The 17534-nt window shown below is 43.1% G+C and carries 19 protein-coding genes; 5 read left to right on the forward strand and 14 right to left on the reverse strand.

Annotated elements, in window-relative coordinates; translation table 11 throughout:
* Positions 1–20: 20 nt before the first annotated feature.
* Together WC496_07415 and WC496_07420 are read left to right on the forward strand one after the other, a co-directional pair.
* Positions 21–2120 (forward strand): TIM-barrel domain-containing protein, encoded by a 2100-nt coding sequence (locus WC496_07415; GenBank protein MFA5292844.1) that lies wholly within the window; start codon positions 21–23, stop codon positions 2118–2120.
* 212 nt (positions 2121–2332) lie between these two features.
* The gene (locus WC496_07420; GenBank protein ID MFA5292845.1) at positions 2333–3166 is read left to right on the forward strand and encodes a bifunctional methionine sulfoxide reductase B/A protein; all 834 of its coding nucleotides are present in this window, start codon (positions 2333–2335) and stop codon (positions 3164–3166) included.
* A gap of 28 nt (positions 3167–3194) precedes the next feature.
* Here the strand turns inward: WC496_07420 and WC496_07425 are convergent, their stop codons facing one another.
* The 11 genes from WC496_07425 to WC496_07475 form a co-directional block, all read right to left on the reverse strand.
* Positions 3195–4748: a glycosyltransferase family 39 protein gene (locus tag WC496_07425; protein MFA5292846.1), complete on the reverse strand. Its 1554-nt coding sequence runs from the start codon at positions 4746–4748 to the stop codon at positions 3195–3197.
* A 191-nt stretch (positions 4749–4939) separates the two neighbouring features.
* The gene (locus tag WC496_07430; protein MFA5292847.1) at positions 4940–5746 is read right to left on the reverse strand and encodes a sugar phosphate isomerase/epimerase family protein; all 807 of its coding nucleotides are present in this window, start codon (positions 5744–5746) and stop codon (positions 4940–4942) included.
* A gap of 28 nt (positions 5747–5774) precedes the next feature.
* Entirely contained in the window at positions 5775–6938 is a 1164-nt protein-coding gene (gene nifS, locus WC496_07435; GenBank protein ID MFA5292848.1) for a cysteine desulfurase NifS, read from the reverse strand.
* Between the two features lie 10 nt (positions 6939–6948).
* A complete protein-coding gene (gene nifU, locus WC496_07440) occupies positions 6949–7797 on the reverse strand; it encodes a Fe-S cluster assembly protein NifU (GenBank protein MFA5292849.1) in 849 nt (282 codons plus the stop codon).
* An 11-nt stretch (positions 7798–7808) separates the two neighbouring features.
* Positions 7809–8129 carry a hypothetical protein gene (locus WC496_07445; GenBank protein MFA5292850.1) on the reverse strand — a complete coding sequence of 107 codons (321 nt, stop codon included), beginning with the start codon at positions 8127–8129 and terminating at the stop codon, positions 7809–7811.
* A complete protein-coding gene (locus tag WC496_07450; GenBank protein ID MFA5292851.1) occupies positions 8129–8491 on the reverse strand; it encodes a four helix bundle protein in 363 nt (120 codons plus the stop codon). Before WC496_07450 ends, WC496_07445 begins: the two co-directional genes overlap by 1 nt.
* Before the next feature lie 30 nt (positions 8492–8521).
* Positions 8522–9811 (reverse strand): O-acetylhomoserine aminocarboxypropyltransferase/cysteine synthase, encoded by a 1290-nt coding sequence (locus WC496_07455; GenBank protein ID MFA5292852.1) that lies wholly within the window; start codon positions 9809–9811, stop codon positions 8522–8524.
* Between the two features lie 2 nt (positions 9812–9813).
* Positions 9814–10731 (reverse strand): quinolinate synthase NadA, encoded by a 918-nt coding sequence (gene nadA, locus WC496_07460; protein ID MFA5292853.1) that lies wholly within the window; start codon positions 10729–10731, stop codon positions 9814–9816.
* A gap of 7 nt (positions 10732–10738) precedes the next feature.
* Entirely contained in the window at positions 10739–11638 is a 900-nt protein-coding gene (gene epsC, locus WC496_07465; GenBank protein MFA5292854.1) for a serine O-acetyltransferase EpsC, read from the reverse strand.
* Between the two features lie 100 nt (positions 11639–11738).
* Positions 11739–12659: a cysteine synthase A gene (cysK, locus tag WC496_07470; GenBank protein ID MFA5292855.1), complete on the reverse strand. Its 921-nt coding sequence runs from the start codon at positions 12657–12659 to the stop codon at positions 11739–11741.
* Positions 12660–12677: 18 nt separating this feature from the next.
* A complete protein-coding gene (locus WC496_07475; protein MFA5292856.1) occupies positions 12678–13115 on the reverse strand; it encodes an Rrf2 family transcriptional regulator in 438 nt (145 codons plus the stop codon).
* Positions 13116–13313: 198 nt separating this feature from the next.
* Here WC496_07475 and WC496_07480 point away from each other — a divergent pair, with 198 nt between their 5' ends.
* The 3 genes from WC496_07480 to xth all read left to right on the forward strand — a co-directional run bounded on the left by WC496_07480 (position 13314) and on the right by xth (position 15832).
* A complete protein-coding gene (locus WC496_07480; GenBank protein MFA5292857.1) occupies positions 13314–14336 on the forward strand; it encodes a hypothetical protein in 1023 nt (340 codons plus the stop codon).
* A gap of 196 nt (positions 14337–14532) precedes the next feature.
* Positions 14533–15048, forward strand: coding sequence for a hypothetical protein (locus WC496_07485; protein MFA5292858.1), 516 nt, complete (start codon positions 14533–14535; stop codon positions 15046–15048).
* Between the two features lie 13 nt (positions 15049–15061).
* The gene (xth, locus tag WC496_07490) at positions 15062–15832 is read left to right on the forward strand and encodes an exodeoxyribonuclease III (protein ID MFA5292859.1); all 771 of its coding nucleotides are present in this window, start codon (positions 15062–15064) and stop codon (positions 15830–15832) included.
* A gap of 28 nt (positions 15833–15860) precedes the next feature.
* Here xth and WC496_07495 read toward each other — a convergent pair whose 3' ends face one another.
* The 3 genes from WC496_07495 to WC496_07505 form a co-directional block, all read right to left on the reverse strand.
* Positions 15861–16001: a hypothetical protein gene (locus WC496_07495; GenBank protein MFA5292860.1), complete on the reverse strand. Its 141-nt coding sequence runs from the start codon at positions 15999–16001 to the stop codon at positions 15861–15863.
* Between the two features lie 61 nt (positions 16002–16062).
* Positions 16063–16821, reverse strand: a complete 759-nt coding sequence (locus WC496_07500) for a pseudouridine synthase (protein ID MFA5292861.1) — start codon at positions 16819–16821, stop codon at positions 16063–16065.
* An 11-nt stretch (positions 16822–16832) separates the two neighbouring features.
* Positions 16833–17513: a hypothetical protein gene (locus WC496_07505; GenBank protein ID MFA5292862.1), complete on the reverse strand. Its 681-nt coding sequence runs from the start codon at positions 17511–17513 to the stop codon at positions 16833–16835.
* Between the last annotated feature and the right edge of the window lie 21 nt (positions 17514–17534).

The raw sequence follows: 17534 nt of genomic DNA on the forward strand, positions 1-17534 counted from the left end.
AAGTTTGAAAGGATTCAAAAATGACGCGAATTACACTTTTCCTGAGCATCATTGTACTTTTTACAAATAACATCTTTGGAGATGTCGAATATAAAAAATCCTCGTTTATCGTAAGCTCGCCGTATTTAAAACAACCCCTCTTAATAGGCAATGAAAAGTTTCCAATATGCTTAGAGACTAAACAGGGGAAATTCTATCTGAAAGATATGCCGGTAACTATGTTCAGCTCGGCGGACGGTTTCACCGCAGACTGGTCATTTGAGGGCGGGAAAAAAATAACAGTTAATTTCGCGAAAGAATATGATTCGTATCGAATAGACCTGAAAGCGGCTGGTTTTAAGGATATCGTTCAATGGGGCTTTTCAATCGATGCCGCCGGCGATGAATATTTTACCGGTCTTATGGAGCGCGTTGTTGACGGCGCCCAGAAGCTTTCGTGGGAACCGGGGATAAAAGAAGCTATGAACCTTCGGGGACAGTATATCACAATGATAGTCAAGCCGACCGTTTCACTATATTGTCCATTCTATATATCGTCACGAAACTACAGCCTGTTTGTCGAAGGAACATGGCCGGGCACTTATGATTTCTGCAAATCAGAGCCTGGTCTTGTACTAATCAGCTTCGAGGGACCAAATATATCGATGATTCTTAACACGGCTGATAATCCCGCTGAACTGGTAAAGGCACATTCACTTTATGTGGGGCCGACAATACTTCCGCCAAAATGGATATTCAGGCCCTGGCGGTGGAGAGATAATCATACCAACAGGGAAACCTATTATGACGGCACTAAAGTTACCGCTCCTTATAACAGCGAAGTGGTTGAAGATATACTGATGATGAAGGCATTTGATATTCCGATGAGCATATACTGGGTCGACAGGCCCTGGGCTATCGGGCCGGATGGATACAGCGATTTTGAATGGGACCCGAACCGGCTCCCGAACGCACCGGAAATGATTAAGTGGCTGGACAGCAAAAACATCAACTTCGTATTGTGGATTGGGCCGTGGGTTATGGGAGATATGGCAAAAGAGGCTGTTGAAAAAGGTTTTGATGCTAAAGGACAACTTAGCGAGCCTCGCGATAAACTGGTTCGCGTGCTTATCGATTTTACAAATCCCGCGGCAGTAAAATGGTGGCAGGAGAAAGGCATCGCGAAAGTTCTTAACCAGGGCGTAAAGGGATTCAAACTTGACCGAGCCGAACAACTCGTGCCGAACGATTATGAAAATAAGGGTTTTGACGGCAGGACATCGAGAGAATACCACAATGATTATCCGGTTATGTACACAAAGGCCACCCACGACATCTGCAAGGAGATATGTGGAAACGACTTCGTAGCAATGCCGCGAGCCGGTTATACCAACAGCAGCCGATATGCCGTGTTCTGGGGCGGCGACATCGGGGCCGGCACCAAAGACAAAAAAACCGTACCGGAAGCGCTTCGAGCCGCAATTATAGCTTTGCAGAAATCCGCTATAATCGGATTCCCTATATGGGGGTCGGATACGGGCGGATATACCAAAATCAGCGACCATGAAGTGACGGCAAGATGGCTGGGGTTCAGTTGTTTTTGTCCAATAATGGAAGTGGGACCGATGGAAGACAAAGGGCTGTGGGATCTTATAGAGGAGCCGCACTACGATAAACAACTTATCGCGATATGGAGACTCTATTCGAAAATTCATGAAGAACTTGCTGATTATTCATTCAGGCTCGCGAAAGCAGCGGCCCGAAAAGGTATGCCAATGGCAAGGCCGCTTTTCCTGGCTTATCCCGACCAGCCGCAGGCATGGAACGACTGGCAGACATATATGTACGGGCCGGATATTCTTGTCTCGGCTATCTGGGAAAAGGGGAAAACGCAGCATACGTTATATCTGCCCGCAGGCGAAAAATGGGTCGATGCGTGGGATAAGAATAAAATCTATACCGGCGGTCAAAGTATTACTGTAGATGCCCCGCTTTATAAGATGCCGATCTTTATACGCCAGGGTTCCGCAATTAATATGGGCGACCTTAATGCTCTTTATAAAGAGTCACTTAAGATTGCCGCAAAAAAACCTAACCTTAAGAAACTGCAAAAAGCTGAGTTTTCTAAAAAGAAAAAATAGCGGAGACAATTAAACCTTTTTCAGCAAACAAATATTGCCGAATTTAAGTATATATAATGAGATAAGTTATATATAAGGGGGCAAATATGAAAACGGTTCGGTCATTGGCTGTTTTATCGCTTGCCGCGGTATTCGTATGTATCATTTTATTCACAGCCTGCAAAGACACCGGGCAAACCGCCCCAAAACCGACTTCCAGCAAGGAGAAAACAATGTATAAAAAACTTACTCCGCCAGAAGAAAGGGTAATTGTCCATAAAGGCACCGAAATGCCGTTTACCGGCAAATATAACGACTTCTTTGAAAAAGGCCTATACACCTGCAAAAGATGCGGGTTTCCATTATTCGAATCCAATTCGAAATTCAAATCCGAATGCGGCTGGCCGAGCTTCGACGACCAAATACCCGGTGCGGTAATATCGCAGCGGGACGCTGACGGCGCACGAACGGAAAATTTATGTGCAAGCTGCGGAGCGCATCTCGGACACGTTTTTAAAGGTGAAGGCTATACAGAAAAAAATATACGGTTCTGCATCAATTCAATCTCGATGAATTTCGTACCAAACGGTCAGAGAGCAATCTTCGCCGGCGGCTGTTTCTGGGGAGTGGAATATCATTTCAAAAACGCACCGGGCGTTATATCCGTCACGTCAGGTTACACAGGCGGCCATACTGAAAAATCAACTTACGAACAGGTCTGCAGCGGCAAAACAGGGCACGCTGAAGCTGTTGAAATTGTTTATGATGCAAATAAAACCAACTTCGAAAATTTAGCGAAACTATTTTTTGAGATACATGATTTTACTCAGTTAAACCGGCAGGGACCTGATGTCGGAGAACAATACCGAAGCGGAATTTATTATTTCAATGATGAACAAAAGAAAACCGCTGAGAAATTAGTTCAGATACTAAAAGAAAAAGGATATGACGTAAAAACTGAGATTGCCCCGGCAGGTACATTTTGGCCTGCCGAGCAATACCATCAGGATTATTATGAAAAAACCGGCAAAACGCCCTACTGCCATATATACAAAAAAATCTTTTAATTCTTTACGTGCAAGAATCACAAAATTTTTATTTTATTTTTTGTTTTTCAAGTTTCCATTTCCACGCGGTTGACCAATCAAGTTTGTAGATTTCCACAGGTCCATACTGCTCATTGTAAAATTCATGCACCTTAGTACCAAAATATTTGCATAAATTATCGGTAACAAGATATGAACGAAAGGCCGGCATTTTGTTCGGCAACTTATGAAGTCCTAAAGACGGACCGTTAACCCAGGATGTTCTGATAGCATAATCGAACGATTGCGAGTAAGCCCACTGGAACGCATCCTTAAGCTTCACTTCATCATATGTCTGTAGATATGGACCGTATATATACCTGTCATGGCCGACCCAGAAAACAGGTTCTGCATGTACCAGAGATTTAGGTCCGACAACTTTGACCACTTCATCAACAACATAATTAAAATCGGCATTTCGCTGAAAATACAGCATAAGTATAATCGGAACCAGCGAAGAAAAAATGTATATTGATATCACAGCAGGATTAAATATGTAACGTATCCATCCAATATTTAAAATGTCAATTTTATTCATACGAAAAACAAACCTGACTATCAGAATGCTGAAAAAAGGCAGCACCGCAACAAGGTAACATGCCATAGCATCGACACTCATTGGCAGCAGGCTTAATGGATAAATAATAACGATAGTCGCTGCAAGTTTGTCCTCATCAGTGGATTTCCACCAAGCCGACAGCCATGCTGCAAATACAACTAAAGCAACAGGAATTCCAACCGGCAATCTAAGAAAACTCTTCCATCGTACCATCTCTCTTGCTAACATAGAACCGTATATAGCCCCACCATGCATCTGCCCAAAAAAACTTACGCTTGGCTGACTGGAAGCCCAAAAAGCATAAATTGCATAAGGCAGAAAAAACAAAATAAAACCTGCCAATGCCCATAATATAAGTTTAAATAAATGCGGTTTTTCCTTCCAAATTATCCAGCTAATACTGATAGCGGCTACGATGAGTAAACCATTCGGGTGTGACAGAGAAGCAAGAGCAGCGAATATCCCAACAAAAAAAGCTGTCCATGCCCGCTGCTGACGAAAATATGAAATAAGCAGCCATAAGAAAACTAAAGCAAAAGCGACATAATATATCTCGGGGCGGCAGCGGCGAGAAGTTACCCAGAACCAGGGGTTTATAATTGTAGCCAGGCACACAAAAAAACTTTGTTTGTCTCCAAAAAAATACTCCACAACGTGATACAACGCAATTACAGCTAAAACCCCAAATAACAGTGACGGCAATCGTGAAATAACAATGCTATAGCCTGTAATTTTAAATACTCCTGCACAAATGATGGGTAATACAACCCGAGGCTGCACAAAATAGACTTCCATCCCTCCGAAGTTGTGTATAAATGGTTGCCGTAATACACCTTTTTGGGCTAATTCGTAACCAATTGAAGCATCCCATGCCTCATCTATGTAAATTCGCGGCACAGAGTTGAGATAAAATATGCCCAGGAAAAATTGAATAAAGCATAGTGAGAAAATATGTAAGAAACGAACCCTTCCAGCAGTCAGCCTGTTTGAATAAGATGTAGCCAATTAAAACATCCTCTATTATTTAAAACAAAGTAATCCTTATTGCGTCTCTTTTAGAAACCAGCCAAACAACTTTGGTATTTTATCATATCTGGATAGAATTAGAAAGCTTTTTTCGATGGAAAGGCATAAGCCATAAAATGCCTTACTGTCACCTTTATAAGAAAATATTTTAATCCTTAACCGCATTCCAATTATGCACATAAAGATTTGAAAGTTTTTATTGACTGCTCGGCGGCGGTTTGAGAATCCGGCCATGGCAATGCCTCTGCAGAAAGATAGCCTTTGTAGCCAATATATTTGAGAGCATCGACAGCAGATTTTAAATCAATGTGCCCCGTTCCTGCCGGTTTGCGGTCGCTGTCAACAAAATCGACATAACCGATATATCCGGCGGCCTGTTTTATGCTCTCGGCAATATTCTTTTCCGCAATATCCATATGAAAAAGGTCTGCGAGTAGTTTTATATTATCGGCGCCTGCTTTTTTGATAATTTCAATGCCTTCCGCAAGCGTATTTATCACATCGGTGCTTAAATGGCTTAACGGTTCAAAAAGAAGCTCCACATTCCTCTGTGCAGCATATCGGCCTAATTCATTAAGACTATCAGCAAGCTCAGCCAAAATATCCCCCCTGCTATTATTGCCGATATGACCCTGCATCGAGCCTATTTTTGCAGGGGCGTTAAAAGGTGCGCCGAAATCAATCATTCTTTTGATAAAATCAATCGCCTTTGCACGGACAGCTTTGTCCGGACTTGTCAATGTAAGATTATGCAGTGCTTTACCGGCACCTGTCGGAACGGCAGAGAGAACCAGATTGTTATCGTCGAGAAGACGTTGTAAATATTTTCCGTCAACCTCATCCGCATTCGTTACACAAAGTTCAATGCCGTCAAAACCGATTTGTTTTGCCTTAGGGATATATATTGAAAGGTCGCCCTGAAAAATGTGTGCTCCCTTTGAGGATTTGACCGTAGAAATTGTTACGCTCGATTTCACAGATTGCCCTGTAGCCGGAATTTAGATTTTATTGGGAATTAACGAACGGACTGAGTTCTCTAAGGCGGTTGACAATTGCCGGCATTTTTTCAATCACAAAATCCACTTCTTCCTCGGTATTGTAGATGCTGAGGCTGAATCTAATCGAGCCGTGAGCGGCGGTAAACGGAACACCCATCGCACGCATAACGTGGCTCGGCTCAAGCGCACCAGAAGTGCAGGCAGAACCGCTGCTGGCACAGATTCCGAACTGGTTGAGCAAAAGCAAAATCGCTTCGCCTTCGATAAACTCGAAACTTATATTGGTAGTATTCGGCAGACGATTAATTTTATCGCCGTTGAGCATAGCACCTGTGCAGCTCTTTAAAAGAGCGTTTTCGAGCTTGTCGCGAAGTTTTTTAACTTTCGTATTCTCCTGCTTTATAGATTTTGCGGCAAGTTCGGCAGCTTTGCCCAGGGCAACAATACCTGCGACATTTTCAGTACCCGCTCTTCTGCTCTTTTCCTGATGGCCCCCGATCATAAAAGGCGAAATCCTTGTGCCCTTCCTGACATAAAGAACACCGACGCCCTTGGGAGCGTGGAGCTTATGGCCGCTGAGACTAAGCAAATCGATATTGCTCTTACTAAGATTCAATGGAATCTTGCCGATGGCCTGAACAGCATCGGTATGAAAAACAACGTCTTTCGATTTGACAATCCCAGCGATTTTATCTATTGGAAAAATCACGCCGGTTTCGTTATTTGCATACATTATCGTAACAATCGCGGTATCGTCATTGACCTCGGCTTTAAGCTCGTCGAGATTTATTTGCCCTTCCTTATCAACGCCGAGTTCAACCACCTTATAGCCCTGCGACTGTATCTCCCGGCAGGTCGCAAGAACGGCAGGATGCTCGACGCGGGTTGTAATAATCTTCCTCTTTTCCGGCAGAGCGGCAAGAACGCCTTTTATCGCAGCGTTGTCGCTTTCTGTGCCGCAGCTTGTGAAAATAATTTCCGAAACGTCGCAGCCAAGAAGATTTGCGATTGTTTCTCTGCTTTGGGCGATATATTTTTCTACCTGACCGCCAAAGGTGTGCATACTCGATGGATTGCCGTAGAGGTCTGTCAAAAAAGGTTTCATTGCTTCAAAAACTTCCGGGGCGACCTTAGTCGTAGCATTGTTATCAAAATATATTACTTTCGACATTTGTGTTTCCTTACACTATTTGTTCTTCTACAATAATATCTTCGCTGACAAATTCACGAAGTCTTGCTTCAACAACGTCCTTTATAGTAAATTCAGCCGTTGGGCACTGCGAACACATACCGCGGAAAGCGACGATAACCTTGCTGCCTTCGACATCGATAAGGTCGATATCTCCGCCGTGAGTTTTAAGGAGCGGACGAACCTGTTCTGCAATCGTCCGCTGGATGAGCTGGATTTTCTGCAGATTCGTCAATTTTTTCGGATGAGTATGTGTTTCTGTGACTTTATCTTTTTTCCCGCAAATCCTGTCAATAATCTGCTGAATTTCGCCGCGGCAGGAGCCGCATCCGCCGCCGGCCTTGCAGTAATTCGTAACCTGCTCGACTGTGTCGATATCATTTTCAATAATTACTTTTTCAATTTCCTTATCTGTTACGCCGAAGCAGGTACAGACGATTTTGCCTTCGGCTTTTTTGGTCGGCTTCCCTTTTCCGGTGCGATAATTGGCAATCGCGGCATGGAGAGCTTCCATACCCATAACCGAGCAGTGCATTTTCTGTTCCGGCAGACCGCCAAGCTTGTCAACAATGTCTTTATTGGTTATTTTCTCGGCCTCGTCGAGAGTAAGACCTTTCACCATTTCAGTCATTACCGAAGATGAAGCGATTGCGCTTGCGCAGCCGAAAGTTTTAAACTTCACATCGGCGATTCTGCCGTCCTTATCGAGTTTGAAAGTCAGCTTCAGCATATCGCCGCATGCAAGAGAGCCTTCTTCTCCGACGCCGTCGGGGTTTTCAATCTCGCCGACATTTTTCGGATAAAGGAAGTACTCCATAACTTTTGGATTATAGTCCCACATATTTTTAGTCCTTAGTTTTGAGTTTTTAGTTTTGAGTTATATACAATTACATCATCTTTTATTTTTTTACATTTTAAAATGGTGCACATTACACATACAAAAAAGAGAACACTATAAGCAATTACAAAACTTAAAACAGATTGTAAATCTGGAAATTCTTTCTTATTCCACAATGGACTCATCAATATTACAAGATTTAAAATTATAGAAGCAATAACACTGAATAACCCTTTTGGAATACGACACAATTTAGCTATACAATAAAATAATATACCAAACAAAAGCCATACTATTGTCTGCCCCAACACTTGTGCTGCATAGGTCATCATCATTAGTTTCCCATCTGCATTTTTTCATTTCCTGTTTTAACAATACTCGTTAATATTTTTATAATTTCTAAAGATTCTTTTAATAAATATTCCACACTAACATCACTGCAAATTTTGGCATCCTTAATCAGTCGTAACCAATAATTTGTTTCCCTTGCTTCTTTTGACGCTATACACATCTTTGCATAAAAATCCCTTTGACTTTGTCCCGCCAATGCCTCTTCAACATTAGCGCCTATACTCGTCCCTGAACGCAAGAGTTGTTTCGCAATTTCAAAATGTTTTTCGTCTTTAAGTTGCTGGCAGAACCTAAGTATACTTAACGCGAATTTATAACTTTTTTCTTTAATTATACTCTTTGCCATATCGTCAACTCAAAACTTAGAACTCAAAACTCAAGACTCCGAACTCTTACTCAACGCCTGATCAAAGTCGATTATAATATCGTCAATGTGTTCGGTTCCGACCGATACACGAATAAAATCAGGGCTTACCCCTGCCGCAAACTGTTCTGCCTCACTCAACTGCTGATGAGTCGTGCTTGCAGGATGAATAACCAGCGTCTTGCTGTCAAGTATATTAGCAAGATGGCTGGCGAGTTTCACGCTGTTAATAAATTTTTCGCCTGCCTTTCTGCCGCCTTTTATTCCGAAGCCGAGCATCGCACCCGCCCCATTAGGCAGATATTTTTTGGCAAGTTTGTAATCCGGATGAGATTCCAAACCGGGATAATTGACCCATGTTACAGCTTTATGTTTTTCGAGCCATTTGGCAAGAGCCAGAGCGTTTTCGCAGTGCCGCGGTACTCGCAGATGCAGCGTTTCGATGCCCTGCAGAAACAGGAATGCATTAAACGGCGAAAGACAGGCACCCATATCGCGCAGCAATTGCAGGCGTGCCTTTAAAATATATGCGACATTACCGAACTGCTCGACGTATTTTACGCCGTGATAACTCTGGTCCGGCTCTGTCAATTCAGGGAATTTGCCGTTGGCCCAGTTGAATTTGCCGGAATCAATAATAATTCCGCCAATGCTCGAACCGTGGCCGCCGATTATCTTGGTGCAGCTATGTACGACAATATCGACGCCGTATTCAATCGGCCGCAGGAGTATCGGCGACATTGTTGTATTATCGCAGATAACCGGCAGATTATTTTTGTGGGCAATTTCAACAATCTTTTCAAAATCCGGAATATTATTTTTCGGATTAGCACAGCTTTCGATATAAATCAGTTTTGTATTTTTCTTTATTGCCTTTGTGAAATTTTCCGGCTTTGAAGGGTCAACAAAACTGACCTCAATGCCGAGCTTGGGCAGAGTATGACCGAACAGCGTAATTGTGCCGCCGTAAAGAGTGCTTGCCGAGATAAAATGCTCGCCTGATTTGCAGATATTCAGAATCGCCGCGGTAATTGCCGCCATTCCTGAACTGAAAGCAAGAGCAGCGACGCCGCCCTCGAGCGCAGCGAGGCGTTTTTCGAGAACATCGGTCGTCGGATTCATCAGTCTTGTATAAATATTACCGAACTGCTTAAGACCGAAAAGGTCCGCGGCGTGAGCGGTATCTTTAAAAACATAACTGCTTGTCTGGTAAATCGGCACTGCCCTGCTCAGCGTGTCCGAATCTACCGTCTGGCCGGCGTGCAGAGCCAGCGTTTCAAGATGATACTTTTTCTCTTCCATTTTTATCCTTTCGGCAAAACTGCCACCATTCTTTCAAGTGCTTTTCTGGCTTTTTGGGCCGTTTCGTCAGGAACTTTGATAATATATTTATTATCTTCCAGCGAAAACAAAACCTTTTCGAGCGTAATCTTTTTCATATTCGGACAAATAAACTTATTCGAAGCCGGGTAAAAAGTTTTTTCCGGATTTTGTTTTTTCAAAGTATGAATAATGCCGATTTCAGTAGCGATTATAAATTCCTTTTTATCGCTGCCGCGGACAAACTTTAACATTTGTCCTGTACTTAAAAGCTCATCGGCACAATCTCTGACCGTAACGGGGCACTCCGGATGAGCCAGCGTAATCGCCGCCGGATGAACAGCCTGTATTTTTTTAACATCGTCAGCAGTAGCGAAAACGTGCGTCGGGCAATAACCGGGCCAAAGCACCATATCCCTGCCGGTTCTTTCTTTTACGACCTGTCCGAGATTTTTGTCCGGCACAAAAATAATTTTCTTTTGGGCGTCTATCGAATTTACGACATCAGCGGCGTTTGAACTTGTGCAGCAGTAATCGCTTATCGCTTTCACTTCGGCAGAACTGTTTACATAGCAAACGACAATAGCATCCGGATATTTTGCCTTTAATTCTTCAAGCTGGTTAGCTGTAATCATATCCGCCATCGGGCAGCCTGCGGTTTTATCAGGCAGTAAAACAGTTTTGTTCGGCGAAAGAATCGAAGCCGTTTCAGCCATAAACAAAACGCCGCAGAAAACTATTTTCTCTGCAGGGGTACTTGCCGCCTTTCTGCTCAGTTCAAGCGAATCGCCTGTAAAATCAGCAATGTCCTGAATCTCGCCGGACTGATAGTTATGCGCAAGAATTACCGCGTTTTTCTTTTTCTTAAGATTATTTATTTTTTCAATGATACTCTGATTCATATATTTTTTACTTTTTTGGTTTCTTCTGGATATAAACAAGTTCCGGTCTTGACATTGAAACTATAACGCCCGGGGGAACTGAATCCTTAATCCATACGTTTCCGCTTATTATTGTGCCTTTGCCGATTACCACATCGCCCAGGATTGTAGCCGCGGCATAAATCGTAACGTCATCTTCGATTGTCGGATGTCTTTTTACCCCTCGCAGGCTCTGTCCCTTGGCGGGAGCAAGAGCGCCGAGCGTCACGCCCTGATAAATTTTTACGTTATTGCCTATGATGGAAGTTTCGCCGATGACTATACCGGTGCCGTGGTCGATGAAAAACCTTTCACCGATTTTCGCGCCGGGATGAATGTCAATTCCCGTTTCGTGATGAGTACGTTCGCTCATTATTCTCGGAATCAGCGGCACATCTTTAAGATAAAGTTCATGCGCAATCCTGTGAGTCGTTATTGCCTTTAGGCCCGGATAGCTTAAAACGATTTCCTCGAAACTCGATGCCGCAGGGTCGCCGTCAAAAGCCGCCTGGATATCGGTCTTGAGCAGTTTGCGAATTTTCGGAATCTGCGCCAAAAGATGCTCCGTAACTTCTTTGGCCATTATATGGCATCCGTCGCTGTTGCACTGTTTCAGTCTGCACTGATGACGAAACGCCCTTTCCACCTGCTCGACGAGCTGATTTTGAACCTGGCAGAGAATATCGCCGACTACGAAACTGATATTCGAGCTTGTTATATCTCTGGCCCCTGTATAGCCGGGAAAAATAACTTCCGTAAGCAGGCCGAGTATTTCGCGTATCCTGTCCCGCAGAGGCAGATTCGTGGTATCGATAAAATTTATACCGGAATCGTCTTCGTAGGTATCCACAACCGCCTTGACAAATTTTTTAATTTTATCATTTTCCATATTTACCCCCACACCAATGTTTCTGATAAATACTTTGTTTTCATTTTTTCCCTTAAAATTTTATCCCCTGCACCGATACATTGGTGTGGGGGCGTACCTTTTACTGAAATAGTTCTGTCGAAATATATCTTTCGCCGGTATCACAGATAATCGTTACTATAACTTTTCCTTTATTTTCTTTTCTCTTTGCAAGCTGCATAGCGGCGAAAACATTTGCACCGGAACTAATCCCCGCAAGGATGCCTTCTTTTGCGGCAAGCTGCTTTGCCGTTTCGATTGCGTCTTCATTTGTTACGCAGATAATCTCATCGCATACAGCCCTGTCAAAAACCTTCGGCACGAAGCCAGCGCCTATGCCCTGAATTTTATGCGGGCCGGGTTTGCCGCCTGAAAGTATCGCCGAATCGGCAGGTTCAACCGCTACAACCTTAACGGACGGCTTATATTTTTTAAGCACCTGCCCGCAGCCGGTAATTGTACCACCTGTTCCAACACCGGCAACAAATATATCGACCCCGCCGTCGGTATCATACCAGATTTCCTCGGCCGTGGTCTTGCGGTGTATCTCCGGGTTTGCCGGATTATCGAACTGCTGGAGCATAACCATATTGCCGCTATTGCTGACCATTCGCTGGGCATAGGATACAGCCCCTTTCATGCCCTCGGCGGCAGGTGTCAGAACAATTTCAGCGCCAAGTATTTTAAGAATTTTTCTTCTTTCGATACTCATTGACTCCGGCATAACCAGCATAAGTTTGTAACCTTTTACCGCGCAGACAAAAGCAAGACCTATGCCTGTATTACCGCTGGTCGGTTCAACAAGAGTCGTATGCCTGTTGACCCTGCCATCTTTTTCAGCAGCTTCAATCATTGCCAGACCTATTCTGTCTTTGACGGAACCGCACGGATTAAAAAACTCCATCTTGCCAAGTATTTGTGCATCAGAAGAACCGAGAGTATTAATCCGCACCAGCGGCGTATTGCCAATAGTCTCAGTCAGATTGTTATAAATCTTTGCCATAATACGCTCCAATCAAAATCAAATCTGATAACTCATACTGCGTTTTTCTTTTTCAGCCATTTCGACCAAATCCCGCAGCGTTTTATTTTCCAATACGCCTAATATCGCATCGTTCATCTGAACCCATAAGTTTCTCGTCGCGCAGTCGGCGTGACTTTGGCAGAGATTTTCATTCTCGACGCATTCGACTGTGAGCACCGGCCCTTCGAGCGTTCTGAAAACGTCGCTTAATTCTATTTCTTCCGGCGGTCTCGAAAGCACATAACCGCCATGAGGCCCCCTGATACTCCTGACTAGGCCGGCTGTTTTCAGCATCGATACGAGCTGCTCAAGGTATTTATTGGATATATTCTGACGCTCTGCTATTACCTTAATCTGCAGCGGACCGGCATTGTGAGCTATCGCAAGCTCCAGTAAAGCCCGCATGCCATATCTTGTTCTTGTTGAAAGCTTCATGACTTTCTCCTAAATTCCTATGGTTTTAGTAGTGTACTATATAAATATTACGAAGTTTTGTCAAGAATGTGCATAAAAAAAACAACAAAACAACAAATTTACTCTATAATATTTAAACCCTTATTTTTTAACTACTTGACACAATTTTACCCCGACAATAGAATAAACCGGCTTTTTATAGGACAAAAAGAGGTTTCTATGCCAAAACAATTGCCTGAACCATCTATAGAGCATCTTCAGCGTCTTACCGACGATACAGGCCTGATGCAGCACGCCAAATACATAATACCTGACCGATTGAACGGCTACTGCACCGACGACAACGCACGGGCTCTTATTGCGGTTACCAAATACCTTAAAAACCACAACGAACCGCGGGCAAGAAGACTATTCGATATATACCTGGCCTTTCTTTACCATTCCTTAAAACCGGACAAGACTGTTCATAATTTTCTCGACTATAATAGAAACTGGAGAATTGATGAGCCGGAACATGATACGTTAGGCAGAGCTATCTGGGCGTTCGGCACGGTAATCGCTTCATCCCTGAACGACAATTACCTGCGTTTCGTCAAAGAATTTTTTGGTGATACATCCAACCATATTCCATCAATGCCGCTGCGAAGCACGGCCTATTCAATTTTCGGTCTGTATGAATTCCTTACTAAATTTCCCAGGGACAAACACATACTCGACCTGTTAAACATCGCCGCCGGCAATATTGCCAAAAATTATAACGACTGCTCGACGCCTAAGTGGGACTGGTTTGAAGAGGTACTCTCTTACGCAAACGCTATCCTGCCCGCTGCCATGTACACTGCCGGCAGAATACTCGACAACCGGACATATCTTGATATAGCGGAAAAAACCTGTTCTTTCCTGCTGGCAAATACATTCAACGGTAAACATTTCAGCTTTATAGGTTCCAACGGCTGGTACCCGAAACGCGGCAAACGCGCACAGTTCGACCAGCAGTGCATTGAGGCTTCAACAACTGTCATAATGCTCGCAAACGCATACCTGGCGACAAAAGACAAAAAATACCTGACTCTGCAGAGAACGGCCTTTAACTGGTTTCTGGGAGAAAATGACGTACACCAAAGTCTTTACGATAATGAAACAAAGGGCTGCTGCGATGGCTTAAGCGCAGATGGAATAAATATCAATCAAGGTGCGGAAAGCATAATAAGCTTTCTCCTTGCACATCTATTTCTCCTTTAAAAAAGCCTGTTGTTAAAATTTACAGAGATACTAAAAATTAAACTGCAAGGCCAAAACCAATTAGCAAATTATTTCAGTTGAGTTTGGAATAGAAAGAAATATAATTATTTCAAATTTAGTGAGGAAAATGATGATAAAAAACAAAATAATTATAAGTCTGAGTTGTGTTTTTTTAATTTTTTCGGCCGGATGCACTATGCCTCTCAACAAAGAAATAGCTTCTGAAGAAGTGATAGGCAAAAGATTCAATGAACAAGGAAAAATCACCGAAGAAATTTTAAAAAGGGAAATTCACCAAAACTATTATGCAATCATCGGACCTGACGGTCCCGGAAAAAATTATTTTGCATCATATGAATGCTATTTTAAAAATGACAAAATAATAAAAAAGATTTCTGACATAGAATTTTACCGGGAAAATGGGAGTTCATATAATATAAAAACACCTGTTCGGCCAGTAACAGGCAGCACTAAATGGGTAGCAATTCAAGGTGGCTGTCCCACATCACTTCATTTTGCAAATATATATATTATAATTTTCGATAAGAATAAAACTTATAAAATGTTTAAAATTCCTGATTGCCGCAGAAAAGGTCTCGATGATTTTGAAATAGAATTTAAAGAAGGTAATAAAAAAGCAGTTATAAACACGAAAGATGGCAGAATTGTATTAGACGCTGAAAAATGTACTTTAGAAAGCGGTCAACAATAACAAAAGGTATTGAATGAAAATTGCAACTTTTAACGCTAATTCGATAAGGTCACGCGCTCAAATAATCATTGATTGGCTGGCGGAAAATAAGCCGGATGTTTTATGCGTGCAGGAGACAAAGGCTCAGGACAAGGATTTTCCAACTGAAGCCTTTGCCAAAACCGGATATGAATTCGTCTTCAAAGGCGAGAAAAACTATAACGGCGTGGCAATCTTCAGCAAACACAAAATCACAAAAGCCGAATACGGTCTCGACAGCGAACCCAAAGACCCGGCGCGAATGATAAAGGCAAAAACAGCAGGAATCACTATCGTCAATACCTATATCCCGCAGGGATTTGAAATCGAATCGGAAAAATATCAATACAAACTCGACTGGCTCAAAAGACTGTTTGAATATTTTAAAAAGCATTTCAAGCCGACAGATAAATTAATATGGACGGGCGATTTCAATATCGCTTATGAAGCAAAGGATGTTTACGACCCGGTTGCGCTTGACGGGACGGTCTGTTTTAACCGGCAGCTTTCACAGACTTTAAAAGAGTTTATGAAATGGGGCTTTACCGACCTTTTCAGAAAACATTGCAGTGAACCCGGACAGTTTACTTTCTGGGATTATCGGGAACCAAACGGTTTTAAAAGAAATCATGGCTGGCGGCTCGATTATATAATGGGGACAGAACCGATGGAGAAGGCTTGTACGAATTGCTATATTGATAAAAAACCGAGAACGCTTGAAAAGCCCAGCGACCATACCTTCCTCGTCGCTGAATTCAGGGACTAAACAACTTCCCGGCTTTCAGAAAGCACTTTCAATCCGAATCTTTTTTACTTCTCCGTTCGCCGTCGCGTCGCTCAGGCCCGTTATAGCCAAAGGCAAATTTTCTACGGTCCGAACCTTTACGTTTTTCAGAGTCCCCCTGCTTGTCCTGTTTATTCTTATCAGATGACATAATCTCTATCCTTTCGCCTTTTTATTTTATATGTCATATATTTCGACACAAACAGGCCGTTTCAATGAGTTTTTCGCCGTTTCGCCTCTGAATTTAGACTTTCAGGCCGGTCTTCCTTTTTAAGATAATTAACTTCCGCAGCCGTAAGCGGCCTGTAATCGCCCAGAGCCAGACGTTCGAGAGAAATTTTGCCGATATGAGTTCTCTTAATCGATGTTACTTTGTAGCCGAATTTGGCCATAATTCTCTGAATCTGCCTGTTAAGACTCTGCCGGACTTTTATTTCGAGCAGCGACTGTTTTTCCGAGGCCTTGAGAATCTTCAGCTTTGCAAGCATAGATTTGCCTTCCGCCAGCCAGACGCCCTTTTTGAGCTTTTCTATCGCATCCGGCATTATTCTGCCCTTTATTTCCACTAAATAGGTTTTTTCAATACCATATCGTGGATGCGTAAGAAGGTTGGCAAGAGCAGAATCATTGGTCAGGATTATCGCCCCTGCAGTATCGGTATCGAGTCTGCCGACACAGAAAATTCTCTGGTCGCCGCCGATTAAATCGACTGCTTTTCTTCTGCCCGCAGGGTCATAATTTGTGCAGATAACGCTTTTGGGTTTATTTAGCAGATAATAAACCTTTTTAGCAAAACGCAGTTTTCTGCCTTCAACGGTAATAATATCTTTGTCGGTATCCGCAAAGGCCGGCAAAGTATCAACAGTCCTGCCGTTGACCTTTACCAGCCCTTCGAGGATAATTTGCTCACATTTCCTGCGCGAATCAATGCCTGCCGCGGCAAGTATCTTATGCAATCGTTCTTTAGTCATAGTTGAATTTTCTAAGAGTATTTTTTCCTTAATTCTTCAAGAAATTTTGCCGCAGTATCTTTTCCGCCTAATCCGAACGCAAGAGCCAAAGCAAGTACAATACCGCCAAGGATAATATTAAAGGTAGCCGATACCAACAGCGGTGCGATACCGAGCTGTTCCAGTGAAATAGTTATCGCAAAGATTATAATAGTCCATCGGCTTATACCGGCAAGCAGTTCCGGTTTGGGTAATTTGGCATTGCCCGCGGCCGTGCGAACTATTCCAGATACAAAGCTGGCCAAAAACATCGCGACTATCAGAACAAGCAGAGCCGCTATGACCTTCGGGACATAAGCAAACAAGCTTGAAAGAATATCGGAAGCTTTCGGCAGTCCCAGTGCATCGACCGTCATCACTAAAACCATAATAATAATCAGCCAGTAAACTATGTTGTCTACAACCTCTCTGGCGGAAATTTCTAAATTCCCTTTCTTAAGAATCTCTGCTATGCCCGCTTTGTCTGCCAGCGTATCGAACCTTATCGCCTTAAGCAGCCAGTCAACCAATCGTCTGATTGCCTTGGCCACAATCCAGCCTACTATCAGGATTATCAACGCACCCAGCAGGACAGGAAGATATGCCAGTATTCTGCTCAACATTTGGCGAACCGGCTCTACAATTAGATTGTTCCATTCAATTACAGATAACATTTTATGTACCTCCACAAATTG

The organism is Phycisphaerae bacterium, assembly GCA_041652575.1.
GTDB lineage: Bacteria > Planctomycetota > Phycisphaerae > Sedimentisphaerales > UBA12454 > UBA12454.

Excerpts from the sequence above, each read along its gene's own strand:
- WC496_07415 (MFA5292844.1), top strand. The coding sequence starts at position 21 with ATGACGCGAATTACACTTTTCCTGAGCATCATTGTACTTTTTACAAAT.
- WC496_07420 (MFA5292845.1), top strand. The coding sequence starts at position 2,333 with ATGTATAAAAAACTTACTCCGCCAGAAGAAAGGGTAATTGTCCATAAA.
- nifS (MFA5292848.1), bottom strand. The coding sequence starts at position 6,938 with ATGTCGAAAGTAATATATTTTGATAACAATGCTACGACTAAGGTCGCC.
- nifU (MFA5292849.1), bottom strand. The coding sequence starts at position 7,797 with ATGTGGGACTATAATCCAAAAGTTATGGAGTACTTCCTTTATCCGAAA.
- WC496_07445 (MFA5292850.1), bottom strand. The coding sequence starts at position 8,129 with ATGATGATGACCTATGCAGCACAAGTGTTGGGGCAGACAATAGTATGG.
- WC496_07450 (MFA5292851.1), bottom strand. The coding sequence starts at position 8,491 with ATGGCAAAGAGTATAATTAAAGAAAAAAGTTATAAATTCGCGTTAAGT.
- WC496_07455 (MFA5292852.1), bottom strand. The coding sequence starts at position 9,811 with ATGGAAGAGAAAAAGTATCATCTTGAAACGCTGGCTCTGCACGCCGGC.
- nadA (MFA5292853.1), bottom strand. The coding sequence starts at position 10,731 with ATGAATCAGAGTATCATTGAAAAAATAAATAATCTTAAGAAAAAGAAA.
- epsC (MFA5292854.1), bottom strand. The coding sequence starts at position 11,638 with ATGGAAAATGATAAAATTAAAAAATTTGTCAAGGCGGTTGTGGATACC.
- cysK (MFA5292855.1), bottom strand. The coding sequence starts at position 12,659 with ATGGCAAAGATTTATAACAATCTGACTGAGACTATTGGCAATACGCCG.
- WC496_07475 (MFA5292856.1), bottom strand. The coding sequence starts at position 13,115 with ATGAAGCTTTCAACAAGAACAAGATATGGCATGCGGGCTTTACTGGAG.
- WC496_07480 (MFA5292857.1), top strand. The coding sequence starts at position 13,314 with ATGCCAAAACAATTGCCTGAACCATCTATAGAGCATCTTCAGCGTCTT.
- WC496_07485 (MFA5292858.1), top strand. The coding sequence starts at position 14,533 with ATGCCTCTCAACAAAGAAATAGCTTCTGAAGAAGTGATAGGCAAAAGA.
- xth (MFA5292859.1), top strand. The coding sequence starts at position 15,062 with ATGAAAATTGCAACTTTTAACGCTAATTCGATAAGGTCACGCGCTCAA.
- WC496_07495 (MFA5292860.1), bottom strand. The coding sequence starts at position 16,001 with ATGTCATCTGATAAGAATAAACAGGACAAGCAGGGGGACTCTGAAAAA.
- WC496_07500 (MFA5292861.1), bottom strand. The coding sequence starts at position 16,821 with ATGACTAAAGAACGATTGCATAAGATACTTGCCGCGGCAGGCATTGAT.
- WC496_07505 (MFA5292862.1), bottom strand. The coding sequence starts at position 17,513 with ATGTTATCTGTAATTGAATGGAACAATCTAATTGTAGAGCCGGTTCGC.